Source organism: Brevibacterium oceani, assembly GCF_017948325.1.
Lineage (GTDB): Bacteria > Actinomycetota > Actinomycetes > Actinomycetales > Brevibacteriaceae > Brevibacterium > Brevibacterium oceani.
The window spans coordinates 3811683-3830030 of record NZ_CP072846.1 but is presented as its reverse complement, the minus strand read 5'-3'; the positions used below and the strand labels follow the sequence as shown (position 1 = coordinate 3830030).

The window sequence follows — 18348 nt, the reverse complement described above, 5'->3', positions numbered from 1 at the left end:
ATGCTCTGAGTCCCGGCTCGACCGCCTCGGTGGCGGTATCATCCATCCCGGAGGTTCTTCATGGATTGGATGGAATACGGACTCGACTGGGTCGATGCGGTCAGGGTCGTCGCCTCGTGCGTTGCTTTCTACTTCGGCATCATTCTGCTCCTGCGCGTCTTCGGCCAGCGGACCCTGGCGAACCTGTCGAGTTTCGATCTGGCTTCGATCATCGCGATCGGAGCGATCATCGGCCGGTCCATCCTCGGCGACACCCCGACCCTGGTCGGTGGAGCGCTGGCACTGGCAACGCTGCTCATCCTGCAGGCTGTGACCGGAGCGGGACGCCGATTCGGGCTGATCCGCGGCGTCGTCAACTCACCGGCCGTCGTCCTCATGGCAGGACCTGAGATGCTCACTCACAACCTCGCGAAGTCCCATGTCGACCGCGACGAGGTGGTCGCGAAGCTGCGCTCGGCCGGCATCCGCAATCGTGATGAGGTCGCGTGTGTGATCCTCGAATCGACCGGGCAGATCAGCGTCATCCGCCGAGGTTCCCCGATCGACGAGGACATACTGGAGGGAGTCATCGGGGCCGAGCGAGTGCCCCGCGAAGGCTGAATCCTCGCCGCAGCTCTCCGCGTCCTATCCGTCGAGCCCGAGCACCCGCGCCCCGTTGTGCCACAGCACCGAACGCATCCACTCGTCGCCGAGTCCGAGCCCGGCCAGACCGGAGATCTGGTCGGCATACGGGTAGGGGATGTTCGGGAAATCCGAGCCGAGGATGATCTTGTCCTGCAGACCGGCCAAGCGTTCGCGGTAGGCGGGGGCCACCTCGGCGGGGGTTTGGAAGTATCCCGAGACGTACATCGTCGTGTCGAGGTGAACACCCTCGTAGGTTTCGGCGAGGTCGGCGAACTCGTCGTACTCCGGCATGCCCATGTGGGCGATGACGAACCGCAGCGTCGGGAAGCGCTCGAGCACGTGCGCGACCGCCTCGGGGCCGGTGAACTCGCCCGGCAGCGGACGCGAACCCGCGTGGATGACGATCGGCACCTGCGCCTCTTCGAGGGCCCGCCAGGCAGGGTCGAGCACCCGGTCATCGGGGGAGAATCCACCCACCTGGATGTGGACTTTGAACAGCTTCGCACCAGCAGCCAGGGCGGCGGGGACGTAGTCGGCGGCCTCGGGTTCGGCGTAGAGGGTCCCGCAGTGGATGACGTCGGAATGGGCAGCGGCGAACTCGGCGTTCCAGTCATTCAGCCAGGCGGCCATGCCGGGTTTATGCGGGTAGGTCAACGCTGGGATTGCGCGAATGCCCAGGTCACGGACGATGCGCAGGCGGGTGTCCGTGTCGTACCGGTAGTGGATCGGCCAGGGTCGACCGTAGTTGGCTTCGGCATTGTCGAAGTACGCCCACACCTTGTCGAGCACATTCTGCGGGAGGAAATGGACGTGGATGTCGGCGAGTCCCGGCAGGTCGAGCTCGTTGAGATAGGCGGGGATCTCCGCATCCGTTCGCGGGGGAGCGGTCATCGCCTGGGTGGCTGCATCATCGGAGTCGTTCATGGCCCCACTCTATGACGTGGCTGGGCACGGTCAGGCGGGCGGTATGCCCAGGCAGGGCAGGGCGAGGATGCCGGTTCCGAGGGCAGGCGGAGCGGACATCGGCCCTCAGCGGGCGTGCATGACCGCGGCATAGACTGCCCGCATGAGCTTGCGCGATCCTTATCCGGTCACCGTTCCGGCCCAGGTCAGGCCCATCGGCCAGGGGCCGTTTCGGGCACCCGGTGAGACCGTGACCTGGACGTTTCGTCGGTTCGATTTCGAGCGTGACCGCGCCGAGGTGGCCCGACCGATGCGTGTCATCGCCGATGGGCCCGAGGGCCTCGTGCTGTGGCTATCCGGCGGCACACTGACTCAGGAGACCCGGATCGTCGGATGGGAGGACGCGAATCCGCATGACGTCCCGTTGGCCGCACGGTTCCGGCCACCCGCCGAGGCGCCGACCCGGATCAACGTCGACGGGACCTGGCACGGACGCGGAGTACTGAAGATCGTTCCGCCGCAGGTGCCGTTCTCCGTGTGGGTGCTGCTCAAGGACGACGAGGCTGCTGCTCCCGGAGGTGCAGTGTCCGGCGGTGGCAACTCGGTGCGTGCCGAGTGGTACGTCAATCTCGAAGCCACGCACATGAGAACCGATGATGCCCTGTTCACCAGCGACCACATCCTCGACATCACCTTTCCCGTCTCCTCGCTGCCGCTGCACACTCCTGACGGCGGGTTCGACGTCACCGGGGCGGTCTTCAAGGATGTCGATGAACTCGCCGCGGCCGCGAACTTCGGGGCCTGGCCGGCCGAGTGGTCGGAGATCATCCGCGCCAATGGTGCGGAGCTGCTCGACCACCTCGGCGATTTCGCATGGGCGTTCGACCCGCAGTGGGAGACGGCGGCGCGCGGGCTCGTGAATGGGACGGACAAAGAACTTCGTCCAGAAAAATCGTTCGATCAGGAACATCGATCGATCCCGAATGGTTGCTATGACAGACAGTTCCGATGACGCCGACGTGTCGATGACACGGATCATCCGATGAAAGGAAACAGCCTGATGACGACCAATCACAGGGTTCGCCTGAACTCCCGTCCCGTGGGCGCGCCCACGGCCGAGAACTACCTCCTCGACGAGGTGCCCGTACCTACCCCGGGTGAGGGTCAGGTCCTGCTGCGCACCCTCTATCTCTCGCTCGATCCGTACATGCGCGGTCGGATGTCGGACGCGAAGTCCTACGCCAAGCCCGTCGAGGTCGGCGATGTCATGGTCGGCGCGACCGTCGCCGAGGTGGTCGAATCGAACTCGCCCGACTTCGCCGTCGGCGACATCGTCCTCGGCTACGGCGGATGGCAGGAGTACTCGGTCGAGTCGACCGGACATCTGCGCAAGATCGACCCGGAGCTCGCACCGATCTCCACCCACCTCGGCGTGCTCGGCATGCCCGGATTCACCGCGTACGCGGGCCTGCTCGAGATCGGTCAGCCGAAGGAAGGCGAGACAGTGGCCGTGGCCGCCGCCACCGGACCCGTCGGTTCGGTCGTCGGTCAGATCGCGAAGATCAAGGGTGCGACTGCGGTCGGCATCGCCGGCGGGCCGGAGAAGGTCGCGCACCTGAAGGAACTCGGTTTCGACGTGGCCCTCGACCACCGTACGGGCAACCTCAAGCAGGAGCTGAAAGAGGCGGTCCCGCAGGGCATCGACGTCTACTTCGAGAACGTCGGAGGAGACGTCTTCAACGCCGTGCTGCCGAGGATGAACACCTACGGTCGCGTTCCCGTCTGCGGGCTCGTGGCCAACTACAACCTCACCTCCCTGCCCGAGGGGCCCGACCGTTCGGGTGCGCTCATGGGTCAGATCCTCACGAAGTCGCTGCTGGTCCGCGGCTTCATCCAGTTCGAATTCGCCGAACGGCTCACCGGTCAGTTCCTCACCGATATGAGCGGCTGGCTCAAGGAGGGCAAGGTGCGGTTCCGCGAGGACATCCGCCCGGGACTCGATAAGGCCCCCGAGTACTTCAACGACCTGCTCACCGGCGGCAACTTCGGCAAGATGGTCGTCGCGGTGGGTGCCGAGAGCTGAGGCAGTCGGTTCTTATGCCGAAGTGAGAAAATAGTCGTATGGAATCCGCAATCGAGATCGATGCCGACGCCGTGGCTGAACTATGCCGCGAGTACGGTGTCGCTCGATTGCGGATCTTCGGCTCAGCGGTAACAGGCGAATTCGACCCGGCTTCGAGCGACGTCGACTTCATCGTTGACTTCCTTCCTGGCAGGGCAAACCTCTTCCAGGATTATTTCGGCCTGCTCGAAGGGCTGACTGTCCTGATGGGTCGCAGAGTGGACCTGGTAGTCGGTCGTTCCCTGCGTAATCCCCATTTCCGAGAATCCGCGCTGCGTGGTGCTCGCGATGTCTTTGCAGCCTGAAACGCGGGCGTGGTTATGGGATGCAAAGACATCTATCAATTCTCGTGAATGCCGCTGAGGAACACTACGGCTGTGCACCTGACGGTGCCTCACTTGACCTCACCGGAACAGTTCGCGCTGGTGAGCGGTGGGACCATGTGCGAAACGTTGACGATCTCCTCGACGGCGGCAGCGAACTCCAGCAGACGTTGCTCACTGCCGGGTTTGCCGACGATCTGAATGCCAATGGGAAGACCCTGTGCGGTGAACGTGGCAGGCAGCGAGACTGCAGGGCAGCCAGTCATCGTAATCGTCGACGGCAGCGTCATCCATTCGAGGTAGTCGCGCATCGGCACCCCAGCGACCTCGTGTGGATAGTCGAGCCGACCGTCGAAGGGAGAGACTTGGACGACTGGGCACAGCAGGAAGTCATATTCGGAGAAGAACCGACGCATCCGCTCGCTGATGACTGCGCTGTGAAGCTCTGCTCCGCCGATTTCGGGACCGCTCAGCTGTCGTCCGAGCTCGACATTCCAGATGACGGAGGAGCCCAGATCTTCCCTGTGGGCGTCGACGAGAGGCCCCAGCGTGGCTTCCATCTGCCAGGCACGCAGCACGCTGAAGGCGTGCGGGGCGCCGGAGAGATCTGGCGTGCCCTCACCGACAGCGACTCCGGCCGACGCGATCGCTTCGACGACGGGCACCAGTCGTTCACGAACTTCTGCTTCGACCGGTAAGTCGAGGCCCAGATCGGGACTCCACGCCGCACGAACCCCGCGAATCGAGGCGCCGGTGTCCCAGGGGCCGAGCTCGACATGCCGACCGGCCGGGAAGCGAGGATCTTCACCGGCCTGAACAGTGAGCAGAAGGTGCAGGTCCCGCACGGTGCGCGCGAGCGGGCCTTTGACCGACAACCGAGACCAAGGCACAGCCTCCGGCCAGCTCGGCACCGCGCCCACGGTCGGGCGCAGGCCGACGACATTGCAGAACGACGCCGGGGTGCGCAGCGAACCGCCCGTATCCGAACCGTCGGCTACCGGCAGCATCCGCGCGGTCAGGGCAGCCGCCGCACCGCCGCTGCTGCCTCCGGCGCTGCGAGAGAGATCCCACGGATTATGGGTCTGACCGTACACGGGATTGAACGTGTGCGATCCGAGGCCGAGTTCGGGGACGTTCGTTCGACCGATGGTCACAGCCCCGGCACGACGTTCTCGTTCTATCACGATGTGGTCGACATCAGGGATGCGGTTCGCATAGACGCTCGTGCCCGAGGTCGACACCCAGCCTGCTGCGGGGAGAGTGTCCTTGTGAGCGATCGGAAGCCCGTAGAGTGCGGGTAGATCTTCCCGACCCCGGGTGAAGGCCTCATCGAGTCTGCGCGCGGCGTCCATAGCCCTGTCGGTGTCAAGAGCGACGATGGCGTTGACCTGTGCGTTCGTCTCCTCGATTCGTGAAAGATGTGCCTCCATCACCTCGACGACCGATGCTTCGCCATTCTGCATGAGCGCCACGAGGTCGACTGCCGATGTATTGACGAGCTCTGAAACACCCGCGCCGATGGTGGTCTGGGGCATCAGGACATCACTCCGAAAGTTTCGAGACATTGGACGATGGCGAGGAAGCCGAACAGCGCCAGGCAGGCAACCAGGATGATGTTGGACCACAGGCCGTTGCGAAGTGTCGCCGGGAAGCTTTTCCGATTGAGCAGCAGCAACAGTGCAATCGACAGGATGGGCAGGACGAAGGCGCTGACTGTGGCATAGATGATGACGAGAGCGACGGGTTCTCCGAGAGACGAGACCGCCAAGGAACAGACGAGCACATAAGCCAAAGCCAGACGGTAGGGAACAGACGAAGGGGCCATCGACTGGTCGGCTTTCTCATCGTCGATGCGCCGCAGCACACGCACACCATCCGCGAGCAGATAGCCGATCGCCGAGAAGCCGCCGAGGATAGACGAATAGACGATAGCGACCAGGCAGAGAAGGTAGGCGATCCGACCGATGTCGCCGGCAAGAGGCACTATCGAGTCCGCGAGCGGGATGATGGCTTCGCTGCCGTCGATCGTCGTATTCGTGGTGAAGAGCAGGAAAGTGCCCACCACGGTCATCGCGACCGCGAAGACGGCGATGAAGACGTAGCTGGAGATCGAGTCGATCCTGACGATCGACTTCCACTGGGGGCCATTCCAGCCCTTCTCGCGGATCCAGTAGGAATAGGCGATGATCCCGACTGCTCCGCCTACACCGCCGATCAGGGAGAGCACGGTGATGAAAGACCCGGCCGGAAGAGTGGGGACGGCCGTATCCACTGCCTGAGAAGCGCCGTCGCCTCTGGCCGAAGCGATGGCAACCCAGACCATGCCGAGAAACATGAGGATGCCGAAACCGAGCATCGCAGACTCCACGATGCCGTAGCGTCCGATTCCGATGAGGACGATGGCCGAGGTCACGATGACGATGAAGGTCGGCCAATACGGCAGCCCCGGGATCAGCGCCTGCATAGTCAGAGTGGTGATCGCAGTGAGTCCCGAGCCATAGAAGAACCCGACCAGCAGGACGATTCCGAGGAAGACCGCCGGCAGGAATCGCCCGCCGATGTCGGTGAGATGAGAGAGGAATGTGCGGCTCCCCGTGAGCTGAAGACGCGCAATCGCCTCGGTGAGGCCGAACTTGAGGATCAGGCCCACGATGAAGACCCAGATCAGTCCCAAACCGAACTGGGAGGACGAGCTCAGCGTCGTGACCATGTCACCGGCGCCCACGCTGGCCATGGCAAGCACGATCCCGGGACCGATCATCCGCAGTCGTCCCACCCAGGTCCGAGGAGGTTCAAGCACCGTGCCTGGACGAGGTGCCGCGGTGTGGTTCGCTGCGGGAGGACTTGGTGTCATCTTTGAACTCATGAGCTGCCTACTGACTGTGATCGAATGGATCCGCGGGCGGGTCACCTCAGCACCTTCATCGATGACGATGCTGAACCCTCCTTTTCGAGACGGAACGGCAATTAACACCGTAGACAAGCTTTCGACGTTCGCCATAGCCATGTGCAGAACCGGTGGAATCTGACAGAATCATGACCTATGTCATCTTCAGCGCAAGATTCTTTGGCGGAAGCCCGCCATCTCCGCGTGGGGAGTCAGCCGTCCGCGACGAACGACGCTTCGGACGGGGCACGAATCCTCGCCGCGCTTCAGGTCCACCCTCGCGCCTCCTGGCCGCAGATCGCCGATGTGCTGGAGATGCACGAGAGGACGGTGGCCAGGCGTGGGCAGGATATGCTCGATCGCGGTCTGGTGAGGGTAGCGGCAGTGTCGGCTGGGTCCCCGGGGACGATCATCGAGGCGGAGACCGATCGCGGAGCAGTACGTATGGCTGCGAAGTCACTCGCAGCTCGACTGGATGTCAGCTGGCTCCACCTGACTACCGGTCGGTCGGATCTGATCGGCGAAATCACGATTCCGGATGCGGATCTCGCGGAGGTGGTCATCGACGAGTTGCAGGCGATTCCCGGAGCACGCCATGTGCGAACGAATCCGTCCCTTCGCTATCTCAGGGTGGCGAAGGATTGGGACCCCGGTGTCCTGCTTTTCGAAGAAACCCGACGACTTGCCGAACTCAATGAATTCGGCACGCCCGCATATGAGGTGAGGTGGAATGTTCCGGCCCTCGACGCCGTCGATGAGAAGATCAGTACGGAACTCGCCCGATTCGGTCGCGCGACCTTCGTTGATCTCAGCCGACTTGCGGGGGTGTCCGAATCAACGGTGAGAAGACGTGTGGCCAAACTGGCAGCGAGCGGACGGATCGCGCTTCGCGCAGTCTTCGCTCCCCGGTTGGTGGGGCTGCCGCTGACGGCCATCTTGCGGTTGTCGGTGCGGCCGCGACATCTGAGCGAGGTAGCCTCGCTGGTGTCGGCCGAAGCGAGAATCCGCAACGCCGTCATCACCACGGGCCGATTCGATTTCCTCATCCAGTTAGACACCGCGTCTCGAGCCGATCTGCAGGAGGTGCTGTCAAGCCATCCGATGATGAAGCTTGTCGATCACGTTGAGACCTCCGTGGTGCTCAAGTCGGCGAAGCGCTCGCGCATTCAATTCGACGTCTGATCTTCGCCGGAACGCATCGCCGGCTGAACGCCGTCCTCGAGCCAGGACTCACCCGAAGTGGGCGAACACCTCGGCGGGGGTCAGGCCGAAGCTCAGCGCCAGAGTGAGCACGATGCGAGCCTTGCGGGCATCGAGTATCCCGGCGGGGACGAGTCCGGTCTCGATCAGACCGATCTCGCCGCCGGGGTAACCGTAGGTTCGGTGCAGGCTGGCACCCGAGCCGGTGCGGGAAGCGAGTACGACGGGCATCGACTCGGCCAATCGGGCCACTGCAGGCAGCAGCTCGGCGGGGACATGTCCGCCGCCGACGCCCGAGAGCACGGCACCGGCGAAGTCGGACCCGGCGATGAGATCAAGGGTCTCTGTCGGCTCACCCATCCCCACCTCGGCGAGGGCGACTTTCGCCAGCTGATCCGGACGGGTCAGTCCCGCGAAGGGCGACTGCACGGCGCCCGGGGCGTGAGGAAGGTGGAGGTCGTCCTCGCTCAGCCAGCCGATCGCGCCGAGCACAGGCCCGGAGGAGAACGCCGCCGTCGAGGTGGTGTGCGACTTCGTGACGAACCTCGGATCGTGGACTTCGTCAGTGAACACGAGCGTGGCTGGAAGGCCTTCGACCTGGTCGGACAGGGCGGTGAGCGCAGCCGCGCGGACGTTGGCGGGACCGTCGGCACCGGGCAGGGTCGGATTGCGCATCGCCCCGGTGACGGCGATGTGGGTGCCCGAATCATTGAGCAGCCAGAGCCCGAAAGCCGACTCCTCGAGGGTGTCGGTGCCCTGCGTGAGTACGATGCCGTCGGCCGAGCTCGTGCGGGCGAGTTCGACGACGTCGAAGAGCATCTCGAGGGTGACATTCGCGCTCGAGACCTGAGCGACCTGCGTGAAATCGGCCTGCAGATTCGGCCACACCTGATCGAGCCCAGCGGCCGCGGCGATCTCGGCGCCGCCGAGCGCGGGAGCAACCCCACCTGCGGCATTGGCAGTCGAGGCGATCGTTCCGCCGAGGGCGGCCAACAGCAGGTGAGGGGCGGTCTGCGAAGAGGTCTCAGGCATGATTCGAGTCTAACGTCAGTTCTCATGTCACAGCCGTTTGCTAACCTCCACGCATGGATCCCGATACCGTGCTCCGTCTGGCCCATGAGCAGGCCATGCAGTACCCCTCTGTCGAGATCGACCATCCCTTCGGGCCGGAGAACACCGTGTACAAGGTGCGCGGGAAGATGTTCATGATGGCCTTTCGGCTGCGCGGGATCCCCAGCATCAATCTCAAGATCGATCCCCTCGACGGTGAGGTGCTCCGAGACGCCTATGCCGAGATCACTCCGGGCTATCACATGAACAAGAAGCACTGGATCACCGTGGCAGGCGGCGGGGACGACGGAAGTGAAGGGGAAGCGGCGGACGAACCCGACGACGAGGATGGGAATGGACAAGAGCCGGGGGAGCGGTTCGACTCCGACCTGCTCCACGACCTCGTTCTCGAGTCCTACTGCCTCGTCGTCGCGAAGATGCCGAGGAAGGATCGTCCCGTTGACCCCGTGACCTTCGGCGGGAGGGATGCAATGGGTTGACGTGAGGCAAGCGGCGGGCGGACGAGGAGGACGCGATGGACTGACGAGAGGGATGCCTTGACCTGAACACGGCGCGGGCCGAGTGACCGGGAATTGGCGCGCACCCGCCCGGGCATTGAGAATAGTTCCTATGTCCGCCCTGTCTTCCGCGCTCGCCTACCGGCGACTGCTCGAGTCGAATGCCACTCTGCGCATGCTCCGGGCCGACAACCTCGCCGTCATGGCCGGAACCCTCGACGCCCACCTGGGCCGTCCCGGTACCCGGATGAACACCGAGGACCTGCACGAGAGCATCGACGCCGACCTCGAGGAGCTCCGCGACCACTTCGACCTCTCGCTGCGCACCGCGAAGGCGTACTGCGACGACTGGCGACGGGCCGAGATCCTCGTCCGCCGGCCCGCCACCGGGGCCAGAGGCGAGACCTACGAACTCTCCGCCGCCGGCTTCGACGCCATCCGCATGCTCGAACAGCTGCGCACCCCACCGCAGACCGCCACCGAATCCCGGCTGGTCAGCCTCGCCCAGTCCGTGCACCAACTGGCCATCGACACCGACCCCGACAGCTCCCGCCGGCTGGCCGCTCTGCGCGCCGAACGCGACCGCATCGACGCCGAGATCGCCCGGGTTCGTCGCGGTGATCCCCGCTCCGTCGTCCTCGACCGCCGGCGAGCGAACGAGCGAGTCTCCGATATCCTCCAACAGGCCCAGGGGCTGCCCGCCGACTTCGCCCGCGTGCGCGCCCGCTTCGAAGAACTCAACCAGGAGCTGCGAATCTCGATCCTCGCCGCCGAGGACTCCCAGTCCCAGGTCCTCGATGAAGTCTTCCGCGGCGTCGACCTCATCGAATCCTCAGATGAGGGCCGCACCTTCGCAGCATTCTCTGCTCTCGTGCGTGATCCCGAACAGTCGGCAGCCTTCGACGACGACATCGCCGCCATCCTCGACCGTGACTTCTCCGCCACCCTGTCGCTGGCCACCCGCCGGTCCCTGCGCACCCTGATGCGGCAGATGAAGGACGGTTCCCACGAGGTCTCGGACATCCTCACCGAGTTCGCCCGCGGCCTGCGTCGCTACGTCCACTCCCACGAATTCCAACGCGACCGCGTCATGCGCACCCTCCTCCAGGAAGGGTTGGCCGCGGCAGCACCGGTGTCACAGGAACTCAAACCCTACGACGAGATCGGCATCGACCTCGAACTCTCGAGCGTGTCCCTCGGCAGCGTCGGCGAGGTCATCCTCCACGACCCTGAGGAGTTCAACGCCGGATACGAACTCGGTGAGGCCGCCGACTCCGAGATCGACTTCGCCGAACTCATCGCCGTCGCCCGCGAATCCGAAATCGACTTCGCCGAACTCACCGAGAACATCAACTCCGTCGTCACCTCGACCCATGAAGCCTCCGTCGCCGAGGTGCTCGAAACCTTCCCTGCCACCCAGGGATTGGCGAGTGTGGTCGGGCTGTTGTCCCTGGCCAGCACGTACGGCCACGTCGATCACGACAACCGCGAAATCCTCACCTGGTCCGGCATCGACGGCATCGCCCGCACCGCCGCGATCCGCCGCCACTACTTCACCGAAGGCATCACCCTATGAGGCCCACCGACCACACCGAACTCACCGAGGCGACCGCCGGCGACGGTGCCCACCCGACCTCACCGGCCGGTGACGGCAGGACCTCCACCGAGGTGGGAGCCGCCTCGGCGAGCGAATCTTTCGGGGACGGTGCCGACCACAACCCGTCCGGGCTGTGGTCCGGTGACACCGGGACTCTGGGGGAGCGGACCCGGCGCGTGCTGCTCGAGCTGCTCAAGGGCCCCTACGTCTCCGGAGTGCAGAGCCCGCAGCTGTGGGCGGCGCTCGTGGCCGATGAAGGGCTCGTCCGCTCGCGCCTGCACGACCTGTTCCTCGACCTCGTCATCGACCGCGTCGACGAGTTCGCGTTCACCCGCAAGATCGTCACCGACGAGATCGACGCTCCCGCCGCGGTACGCAGCGAACGGCTGACCTTCCTCGACACGGCTATGCTCCTCGTGCTGCGGCAGCTGCTGCTTGCCGCGCCCGGAGAGAAGCGCGTGATCGTCGACCGCGACGAGGTCTATGAAAGGCTCGCGATCTACCGCACCGGCGATGAATCGACGTTCCAACGCAATCTCAACGGCGCGTGGTCGCGGATGAGCAACCGGCTGCGCGTGCTGCACAAGGCCGGCGAAGATCGGTTCGAGATCTCCCCGATGGTGAAGTTCCTCATCGACGAGGATCGCGTGCGTGAGCTCATCGACGTCTACGAACGCATCGCCGCAGGTGAGACCGATGCCGGAGATGATCTCGGCGACGGCGTCGCTGATACGGGTACCGATGCTGATGATGGCGCTGGCGCCGAGGACGAGGCAGTCACCGAGTCGGGCTCGGACTCCGACACGAAGATCGACGCCGAGGAGGACGACGCGTGACCGAGGCACTCTTCCCACTCGATGCGGCCTTCGTGGCCGATCAGGCGCGCGCCCGCGGGGCGAACCGTCCCGACGTCGGCAGCCAGTGGCGGCTGAGCGAGATCCAGATCGCGAACTGGGGCACCTTCGACTCCGACATCCACCGCATCCCTGTCTCCCACAAAGGCCACCTCATCACCGGACCCTCCGGATCCGGCAAGTCCTCCCTCCTCGACGGCATCGCTGCCGTGCTCACCCCGGACAAGTGGCTGCGCTTCAATGTCGCCGCCCAGACCGCAGGGGCCAGGCTCGATCAGCGCAGCCTCGTCAGCTACGTCCGCGGCGCCTGGACCCGGACCGCCGACACCGAGGAAGACCGGGTCGTCAGCAAATACCTGCGTCCCCGTGCCACGTGGTCGGGCATCATCCTCCGCTACGACAACGGCACCGACCGCCCGCTGTCCCTGGCCCGGCTCTTCTTCATCAAGGGCTCGGGTACGAAGACGACCGACCTCTCCGACGCCTGCGTGTGGGAACGCGGCGAACTCGATCTCGCCGAACTCCAGCACTACGCCCGCTCAGGACTCGAAACCCGCAGACTCAAGGCCGACCGGCCCGATGCCGTGGTCACCTCCAACGGACATCACGGAAAGTTCTACGCGCGGATGCGCAAGACCTTCGGCATGGCCGACGAGTCCGCCCTCCAGCTGCTCCACAAGACCCAGTCGGCCAAGAGCCTCGACAGCCTCGACCGGCTCTTCCGCGACCACATGCTCGAGACCCCGGCGACCTTCGACCTCGCCGACACCGCCGTCGCCCAGTTCGGCGACCTCAAGGACGCCCACGACCACGTCGTCCAATTGCGCAAACAGCGCGACCACCTGTTGCAGCTGCGTGAGGCCTCCGCGAGCTTCGAAACCGCGAACGACATCGCCGCGAAGTCGATCGCGCTGAGCGAATCCCTGCTGCCCTACCAGAAGCGCCGCGAACTCGACATCCTCCGCACCGACCTCTCGGCACTGACGAGGCAGATCGTCGAACTCGAAGTCACCGCCGACCGGGCCGGGCGCGACTACGCTGCCGCCGTCGACGAATACGACCTCGCCCGACGAGCCACCCTTGAACTCGGCGGGTCGGAGGCCGAACATCTCCAGCAGCGCATCGACACCGCGGAGACCGAGCGCCGCGCCATCGCCGAACGTTGGGCGTCACTGGCCCGCCAACTCGAACAGGCCGACATCGACTCCGCCCCGACCACAGCCGCGGAATTCGCCGAACTCCAGGCCCAGATCGCCGCCAGCCTCGACGACGACACTCAGGTCTCCGGACCCAGCCACGCCGACCACGACCGGTTCTCCCAGGCCCGCGCCCGAGTCCGCGAACTCGAAGGCGAGATCGAATCCCTGCGCCGCTCAGGCTCGACCGTGCCGAACAACCTCATGGCGATCCGCTCCGAACTCGCCGCCGGCACCGGACTGAGCGAGAAGTCCCTGCCCTTCGCCGCCGAACTCATCGAGGTCGACCCCCACCAGGCGCGATGGACCGGAGCGATCGAACGTGTACTGCGCCCCATGGCGCTGACCGTCCTCGTCCGATCCGAGAACCTCTCTGCCGTGCGGACCTGGGTCGACGCCCACCACATCCGCGGACGCCTCGTGTTCGAGGAGATCCCACACACCGTGCCGAGTCCCCGTCCCGTCGGCAGCGAGAAATCCCTGGTCAACAAGGTCCACGTGTCCGACACCGGGTTCGGGGACTGGGTGAGGTCCACCCTGTCCGAACGCTTCGACTTCGCGTGCGTCGACCACCCCGACGAACTCGACGACCACCCCCGCGCCGTCACCGTCAAAGGCCAGATCAAGACCTCACGCACGCGGTATGAGAAGGACGACCGCCGTCGCATCGACGACCGCAGCCAATGGGTCCTCGGCGACCGGGAAGCCAAGCTCGAAGCCCTCATCGAATCGCTCAAGGAAGCACAGACGGAGCTCGCCGCCGCCGAACAGGTCGTCGCCGACGCCGACGCCGAGACCGCGCAGGCCCACCGCCGCCGCGGCATCCTCGCCGGTATCCGCGAACAGGCCTGGCGCGACGTCGACCGGGCCGGTGCGGCCGAGAAGGTCGCGACACTCGAACGCCAGTTGGCCGAACTCGAAGACGCCGACGGTGACCTGCAGCAGGCGATCGGTGCCGAACGCGAAGCAAAGACGGTCAAGGACGCTGCCGAGGCCGCACGTTCCGAAGCCGACTACGCTCTGCGCCGGGCCAACGAGGAATCAACGGGCCTGCGTTCGGGCATCACCCGGATCGAGGACGACGTCAACGCCGGTCGCATCGCGGAGGTCGACGGCCACCTCGGCGAGGACTTGGATGCGCGGTTCCGGAAGATCCAACGCAGCATCAAACGGGAGAACCTCGCCGAGGTGGGCCAGCAGGTCTCGCAGACGCTGCAGGAGGAGAAGGACCGGGCGCAGGCCGAGGCAAGCCGTGCCGGTCAGTCCGTGACCCGGCTGGCCGCGGAGTTCAAGGCCGCATGGCCGTCGGTGTCGTCCCAGCTCACCGCCGAGGTCGACGATCGGCGGGCGTATCTCGCGATGCTCGATGAGATCGAAGCGCACGGTCTGCCCGATCACGAGAACCGGTTCCGGGAGCTGCTCCAGCAGCGCTCACGCGACCTCATCGGCGAGCTGCTCAACGAGATCCACGCGGCCCCGCGCGAGATCGAAGACCGGGTCGCGCCGATCAACTCATCCCTGCTGCGGTCGCAGTTCGACGAGGACCGGTATCTGCGGCTCAAGGTCAAGACCCGCCGGTCGGAGACCGTCAACGCCTTCATCGCCGATCTGCGCTTCGTCGCCGCCGGCAGCTGGGGTGACGACGATATGGAGACCGCGGAGAAGAAGTACGACACTCTCGCCGAGGTGATGCGCCGGTTCGCCTCGAGCGAGCACGTCGACAAGGTGTGGAAGACCCAGTGCCTGGACACGCGCCTGCACGTGTCATTCCTCGCCGAGGAGATCGACGACCACGGTCGTGCGCATGCCACCTACGATTCGGGTGCGGCGATGTCCGGCGGTCAGCAGCAGAAGCTCGTGATCTTCTGCCTGGCCGCGGCGCTGCGCTATCAGTTGGCTGATCCGGACGAGGCGATCTCGAAGTACGGCACGATCATCCTCGACGAGGCCTTCGACAAGGCCGATACCCGGTACACGCGGATGGCGCTCGACATCTTCATCGAGTTCGGGTTCCACATGGTGCTCGCCACCCCGCAGAAGCTGCTGCAGACGATCGAACCCTATGTGGGGGCGGCGACCTCGATCGAGAATCCGAGCCGGCAGAAGACCCTGACCTCGACGATGGTGTGGGACGAATTCGAGGAGCCTGAGGGCCGATGACCATGCTCTCCGTCGCCGAGGCCAGAGCGAAGGCGCGCAAGCGACTGACCTCGTCGATGGCTGAGTGGGCGGCGGAGGCGGTCGCTGAGGTGCGAGTCGAGATCGCCCTCCATCCGCCGACGGAGAAGCAGGCTCTGACCGATCAGGCTGCCGCCGCCGACTGGGCCGCGAGCTGGCGGGCCGTGGAGGCGAAGGCCGTCGGAACCCCGGCCTCGGGACTCGAGATCGAGTGGGAGGAGCGCAACTGGGCCCGGGTCGGTCGCCAACGCGTCCCCATCCGACTTCGGTTGACCACCCCCGACGAGGTGGCCGCCTTCGCCGGCGGCGACACCGCCCGAGACTGGCGGAGACTGCGTGACCGCACCGCCGCGATCCGACAGCGGTTCGGGGAGGTCGGCGGAAGACGTGTCGGCGACGCGGGTCGGGACGGCGACGCGGATCGGGACGGCGATGCGGGTCGGGACGGCGATGAGAGTCGGGACAGTGATGGGGAAACGGTCGGCGAGGCGCTCGCTGCGGCCGTCCGGTCGCAGGCGAAGCGGATCCTCGGGCTCAGCGACGCGTCCTTCGCCACCGTCATCGCCGTCGTCGACTGGCTGCGAACCCACCGGCTCGGTTCGCTGCGGCCACGGCAGCTGCCGATCCGCGGCGTCGACTCGAAATGGTTCGAGAGCCACCGCAGCCTCGTCATCGCGCTCCTGGCCGGGATCGGACACGCCGATGCGGTGAGTGTCCTCGACGCCGAACCGCGACTGCGCCTGCGCATCCTCGATCCGGCGTTGGTCTCCGGCGCGGGATCTGGCGAGGCCGCCGCTGACTCAGACACCACTGCCGCCCCCGCGCCGACCGGCGTTCTTTCCGACGGTCTCGACGACATCACCGCACCGATCTCGCAGCTGAGCGGCCTGCCTCTGGCCCCGAAGCTGGTCTTCGTCTTCGAGAACCTCGAATCGGTGCTCGCCATGCCGGCCTGGCCCTCGGCCGTCGCCGTCCACGGCTCCGGCTACGCCGTCGACCAGGTGACCCGACTCGACTGGATCGCCGGCGCCCGCGTCCTCTACTGGGGTGACCTCGACTCACACGGCTTCGCAATCCTCAACCGCCTGCGCAGCCGCCTGCCCGGAGTCGAATCCGTGCTCATGGACGAAGCGACCCTGCTCGCACACGCAGACCTGTGGGTGCCCGAACCGAAGCCGCACACAGGAACGTTCGCGCAGCTGACCGGCAGCGAAGCCCGCACACTCGATCGTCTCCGCACCGAAGGCGACGTCCGCCTCGAACAGGAACGCATTCCCTGGGAGACGGCATTGGACCGGCTGCGGACTGCTGTCGGCGACGCGACGGAGGGCCACCTCGGCGAGGAGGAACGCGACCGCCGTGAACGCGACCGCCGTGGACGCGACCGCGGTGAACGCGACGATGGGTCCACGGACACGGAGGGCCACCTCGGCGAAGGATCCGATGATCACCGATAGGCCACGCGGGGGAATGGCTGCGCTGTGCCTGGCCGAGTTGGTCTGCTGGGGCCTGCTCTACTATTCGCTGCCGGTCGCGGTCACGCCGATCTCTGCGGACATGGGGTGGAGCCACACGACGGTCACGGCGGCACTCACCGTCGGCCTCATCGTCTCAGCGCTCATGGGACCGACGGTCGGGCGGATGCTCGACGACCGTGGCCCGCGGCTGATCATGGGCACGGGCACGCTCGTCGGGGTCGCCGCACTCGGGCTGGTCGCAATCGCCCCGAACCTCCCCGTCTTCTTCGCCGCATGGATCCTCGCCGGCTTCGCTCAGGCCGCGACTCTCTACCCGCCGGCCTTCGCCGTCATCACCCGCTGGTACGGAGAGGAACGGACGAAGCCGCTGACGACGATCACGCTCGTCGGCGGGCTCGCCTCGACGGTGTTCGCCCCGATCATCGCCTGGCTCATCGATGCACTCGGCTGGCGGGGGACCTATGCGGTCCTCGCCGGGCTGCTCGCTGTCCTGGCGCTGCCGATGCACCTGTTCTTCCTCAACCGGACATGGACCGACGAGGCTGCCGAACGCGCCGAGCGACCGAGCCGGACCCAGCTGCGCACAGTCACCCGCCATCCCCGCTTCATCACCCTCCAGATCGCCGTGGCGATCGCAACCTTCACCCTCTTCGCGGTGACGATCAACATCATCCCGCTCATCATCGAACGCGGGGCCGGCTACAGCCTCGCCGCCCTCGCACTCGGACTCGTCGGCTTCGGACAGGTGGCCGGACGCTTCGGGTACCCGAACCTCGAGAGGCACACCTCGACGCGCACACGCACCGTCATCCTCTTCGCGTCCGGTGCGGTGGGATTGTGGCTGCTCGCCTTCATCCCGGGACCGGTCTGGCTGCTCATCGGCATCGCCATGGTCACCGGGGGAGTGCGCGGATGTATGACGCTGCTGCAGGCCACGGCGGTCTCCGACCGGTGGGGCACGGAGAACTACGGGGCCATCAACGGCGTCTTCGTCGCACCGATCACCGCGGGCACTGCACTGGCCCCGGTGGCGGGCCCGGCGTTGGCCGGAGCGCTCGGCGGATACCCGCTGATGGCGGTGGCCATGGCAGGACTGCTCACCCTGGCGACGCTGCTGTCCGCGCGGACGTAAGAGCGCGCTCAGATCTGACAAGTCCGTGGCCGCATCGGCTGAACGTGTAAAGAAATCGGCGAATTCTTTACACGTTTCGGAGACATGGAAAATCGCTTGTCATGTTCTTCGGCACTGATCGAGTGCAGGTGCGGACGTTCCGATGGGCCACCTCGGCGAGGTTGCTCCCGCGTATTCCCGCATGCGAGCGTGAGGAATCGGACAGCCTCGGCGGGGGAGTCCGGGGCTAGACTGAAGGCGAGGTCAAGGCCCCATCGCGGGCAACCCCTGCCGGGATCCGTGGCAG

Annotated in this window: 15 protein-coding genes and 1 pseudogene; 12 read left to right on the top strand and 4 right to left on the bottom strand. The window is 65.8% G+C overall.

Going from position 1 to position 18348, the window contains the following annotated elements:
* Positions 1 to 60 precede the first annotated feature (60 nt).
* Positions 61 to 600 carry a DUF421 domain-containing protein gene (locus J9314_RS17040; RefSeq protein ID WP_181274969.1) on the top strand — a complete coding sequence of 180 codons (540 nt, stop codon included), beginning with the start codon at positions 61 to 63 and terminating at the stop codon, positions 598 to 600.
* Between the two features lie 24 nt (positions 601 to 624).
* Here J9314_RS17040 and J9314_RS17035 read toward each other — a convergent pair whose 3' ends face one another.
* Complete coding sequence (locus J9314_RS17035) at positions 625 to 1548, bottom strand: amidohydrolase family protein (RefSeq protein WP_246490474.1); 924 nt, start codon at positions 1546 to 1548, stop codon at positions 625 to 627.
* Positions 1549 to 1690: 142 nt separating this feature from the next.
* Here J9314_RS17035 and J9314_RS17030 point away from each other — a divergent pair, with 142 nt between their 5' ends.
* Genes J9314_RS17030 through J9314_RS17020 form a run of 3 tightly spaced genes read left to right on the top strand, consistent with a single transcriptional unit; the run spans position 1691 to position 3954 of the window.
* Positions 1691 to 2539: a ribonuclease FAU-1 family protein gene (locus tag J9314_RS17030; protein WP_210603463.1), complete on the top strand. Its 849-nt coding sequence runs from the start codon at positions 1691 to 1693 to the stop codon at positions 2537 to 2539.
* Between the two features lie 48 nt (positions 2540 to 2587).
* A complete protein-coding gene (locus J9314_RS17025) occupies positions 2588 to 3610 on the top strand; it encodes an NADP-dependent oxidoreductase (protein ID WP_210603462.1) in 1023 nt (340 codons plus the stop codon).
* A 38-nt stretch (positions 3611 to 3648) separates the two neighbouring features.
* Complete coding sequence (locus tag J9314_RS17020) at positions 3649 to 3954, top strand: nucleotidyltransferase family protein (RefSeq protein ID WP_210603461.1); 306 nt, start codon at positions 3649 to 3651, stop codon at positions 3952 to 3954.
* Between the two features lie 89 nt (positions 3955 to 4043).
* Here the strand turns inward: J9314_RS17020 and J9314_RS17015 are convergent, their stop codons facing one another.
* Together J9314_RS17015 and J9314_RS17010 are read right to left on the bottom strand one after the other, a co-directional pair.
* On the bottom strand, positions 4044 to 5507 hold the full coding sequence (locus J9314_RS17015) for an amidase (RefSeq protein ID WP_210603460.1): 1464 nt from the start codon (positions 5505 to 5507) through the stop codon (positions 4044 to 4046).
* Complete coding sequence (locus tag J9314_RS17010) at positions 5507 to 6973, bottom strand: Nramp family divalent metal transporter (protein ID WP_246490473.1); 1467 nt, start codon at positions 6971 to 6973, stop codon at positions 5507 to 5509. Before J9314_RS17010 ends, J9314_RS17015 begins: the two co-directional genes overlap by 1 nt.
* Before the next feature lie 42 nt (positions 6974 to 7015).
* Here J9314_RS17010 and J9314_RS19515 point away from each other — a divergent pair.
* Positions 7016 to 7195, top strand: a pseudogene (locus tag J9314_RS19515) (hypothetical protein); the annotation flags it as partial.
* A gap of 108 nt (positions 7196 to 7303) precedes the next feature.
* Positions 7304 to 8041, top strand: coding sequence for an Lrp/AsnC ligand binding domain-containing protein (locus J9314_RS17005; protein ID WP_246490472.1), 738 nt, complete (start codon positions 7304 to 7306; stop codon positions 8039 to 8041).
* Positions 8042 to 8089: 48 nt separating this feature from the next.
* Here the strand turns inward: J9314_RS17005 and J9314_RS17000 are convergent, their stop codons facing one another.
* The gene (locus J9314_RS17000) at positions 8090 to 9091 is read right to left on the bottom strand and encodes an asparaginase (protein WP_210603458.1); all 1002 of its coding nucleotides are present in this window, start codon (positions 9089 to 9091) and stop codon (positions 8090 to 8092) included.
* 53 nt (positions 9092 to 9144) lie between these two features.
* Between J9314_RS17000 and J9314_RS16995 the strand changes: the two genes are divergently transcribed.
* The 6 genes from J9314_RS16995 (at position 9145) to J9314_RS16970 (ending at position 18062) form a co-directional block, all read left to right on the top strand.
* Entirely contained in the window at positions 9145 to 9609 is a 465-nt protein-coding gene (locus tag J9314_RS16995; protein ID WP_210603457.1) for an MmcQ/YjbR family DNA-binding protein, read from the top strand.
* A gap of 130 nt (positions 9610 to 9739) precedes the next feature.
* Positions 9740 to 11203 (top strand): DUF3375 domain-containing protein, encoded by a 1464-nt coding sequence (locus J9314_RS16990; protein WP_210603456.1) that lies wholly within the window; start codon positions 9740 to 9742, stop codon positions 11201 to 11203.
* A complete protein-coding gene (locus J9314_RS16985) occupies positions 11200 to 12060 on the top strand; it encodes a DUF4194 domain-containing protein (protein ID WP_246490471.1) in 861 nt (286 codons plus the stop codon). Before J9314_RS16990 ends, J9314_RS16985 begins: the two co-directional genes overlap by 4 nt.
* A complete protein-coding gene (locus tag J9314_RS16980; RefSeq protein WP_210603455.1) occupies positions 12057 to 15434 on the top strand; it encodes an ATP-binding protein in 3378 nt (1125 codons plus the stop codon). Before J9314_RS16985 ends, J9314_RS16980 begins: the two co-directional genes overlap by 4 nt.
* The gene (locus J9314_RS16975) at positions 15431 to 16909 is read left to right on the top strand and encodes a Wadjet anti-phage system protein JetD domain-containing protein (protein ID WP_210603454.1); all 1479 of its coding nucleotides are present in this window, start codon (positions 15431 to 15433) and stop codon (positions 16907 to 16909) included. Before J9314_RS16980 ends, J9314_RS16975 begins: the two co-directional genes overlap by 4 nt.
* The gene (locus J9314_RS16970) at positions 16896 to 18062 is read left to right on the top strand and encodes an MFS transporter (protein ID WP_246490470.1); all 1167 of its coding nucleotides are present in this window, start codon (positions 16896 to 16898) and stop codon (positions 18060 to 18062) included. Before J9314_RS16975 ends, J9314_RS16970 begins: the two co-directional genes overlap by 14 nt.
* The last annotated feature ends 286 nt before the right edge of the window (positions 18063 to 18348 follow it).

Bases quoted from the DNA above. Each gene is read 5' to 3' on its own strand.
- J9314_RS17040 (WP_181274969.1), top strand. From the start codon at position 61: ATGGATTGGATGGAATACGGACTCGACTGGGTCGATGCGGTCAGGGTC.
- J9314_RS17035 (WP_246490474.1), bottom strand. From the start codon at position 1,548: ATGAACGACTCCGATGATGCAGCCACCCAGGCGATGACCGCTCCCCCG.
- J9314_RS17030 (WP_210603463.1), top strand. From the start codon at position 1,691: ATGAGCTTGCGCGATCCTTATCCGGTCACCGTTCCGGCCCAGGTCAGG.
- J9314_RS17025 (WP_210603462.1), top strand. From the start codon at position 2,588: ATGACGACCAATCACAGGGTTCGCCTGAACTCCCGTCCCGTGGGCGCG.
- J9314_RS17020 (WP_210603461.1), top strand. From the start codon at position 3,649: ATGGAATCCGCAATCGAGATCGATGCCGACGCCGTGGCTGAACTATGC.
- J9314_RS17015 (WP_210603460.1), bottom strand. From the start codon at position 5,507: ATGCCCCAGACCACCATCGGCGCGGGTGTTTCAGAGCTCGTCAATACA.
- J9314_RS17010 (WP_246490473.1), bottom strand. From the start codon at position 6,973: ATGGCGAACGTCGAAAGCTTGTCTACGGTGTTAATTGCCGTTCCGTCT.
- J9314_RS17005 (WP_246490472.1), top strand. From the start codon at position 7,304: ATGGCTGCGAAGTCACTCGCAGCTCGACTGGATGTCAGCTGGCTCCAC.
- J9314_RS17000 (WP_210603458.1), bottom strand. From the start codon at position 9,091: ATGCCTGAGACCTCTTCGCAGACCGCCCCTCACCTGCTGTTGGCCGCC.
- J9314_RS16995 (WP_210603457.1), top strand. From the start codon at position 9,145: ATGGATCCCGATACCGTGCTCCGTCTGGCCCATGAGCAGGCCATGCAG.
- J9314_RS16990 (WP_210603456.1), top strand. From the start codon at position 9,740: ATGTCCGCCCTGTCTTCCGCGCTCGCCTACCGGCGACTGCTCGAGTCG.
- J9314_RS16985 (WP_246490471.1), top strand. From the start codon at position 11,200: ATGAGGCCCACCGACCACACCGAACTCACCGAGGCGACCGCCGGCGAC.
- J9314_RS16975 (WP_210603454.1), top strand. From the start codon at position 15,431: ATGACCATGCTCTCCGTCGCCGAGGCCAGAGCGAAGGCGCGCAAGCGA.
- J9314_RS16970 (WP_246490470.1), top strand. From the start codon at position 16,896: ATGATCACCGATAGGCCACGCGGGGGAATGGCTGCGCTGTGCCTGGCC.